1 protein-coding gene is annotated in these 750 nt (G+C 41.1%); it reads left to right on the top strand.

Translation table 11 applies throughout. From position 1 onward, the window contains the following. Positions 1-282 precede the first annotated feature (282 nt). Positions 283-681 (top strand): GFA family protein, encoded by a 399-nt coding sequence (locus tag R7Z49_RS24625; protein WP_005477765.1) that lies wholly within the window; start codon positions 283-285, stop codon positions 679-681. Positions 682-750: the final 69 nt, after the last annotated feature.

The following is a 750-nucleotide window of genomic DNA, read 5'->3' as shown; positions in this document are numbered from 1 at the left end:
GAGTACCTTTAACATGTTCACGTTCCTTATGTTGGCGACTCTATTTTTTGATGAGCCTTATTATTTTGCTCTGTCTTAATGCCGTGTAAGCGTTAAGGCTGAACTTTGTGTAAAGGTTAATTAACTGTTAAATGTCTGTCTTTAAAACGGAGATAAAGAGAATATTGAGCATTGCGGCTATTTTGTTCATAAAGTTCACGACGAGAAACAGGGGATAGGTCACGCGGATTTGCTTATCGGTAGGCCATAATAGGGCGACAACAAATGAATAAGGAAAGAGGAATGAAAGGAACATGTTTGTGCGGCGCAATCGAAGTTATCGCAGAACCCAAGAATGAAGTGAGTCTGTGTCACTGCTCAATGTGTCGAAAATGGTCGAGTGGGGCACTTCATGCCGTGCATTGTGGCCCAGAAGTCACATTTAAAGGTGCAGAGCCAAAACGTTATCAGTCTTCAGATTGGGCAGTACGAGGTTTTTGCGGCGAGTGTGGGACGAACTTGTTTTACCATCTCTTGCCAACCAACGAATACATCCTTTCTGCTGGCTTATTCGATAATCCTGATTTTAAGTTGACGCTAGAAATCTTTACTGATGAAAAGCCGGGTTACTACGAGCTCAATCCTCATTCTAAAAAGATGACAGCTCAGGAAGTCTACGACCAATTTGTGCCAAAAGAGTAGCGGTTCTCGATTTTTTTGCTCGGCAATTATACGTCTTTCTTTAATTATCAATAAATTAGAGTGTTTATA

It is taken from the genome of Vibrio sp. 1562 (genome assembly GCF_033340155.1).
Classification (GTDB): domain Bacteria; phylum Pseudomonadota; class Gammaproteobacteria; order Enterobacterales; family Vibrionaceae; genus Vibrio; species Vibrio alginolyticus.
This window is presented reverse-complemented; position numbering and strand designations above follow the sequence as displayed.

What these genes read in the sequence shown, in the direction of transcription:
- R7Z49_RS24625 (WP_005477765.1), top strand. Translation starts at nt 283, where the DNA reads ATGAAAGGAACATGTTTGTGCGGCGCAATCGAAGTTATCGCAGAACCC.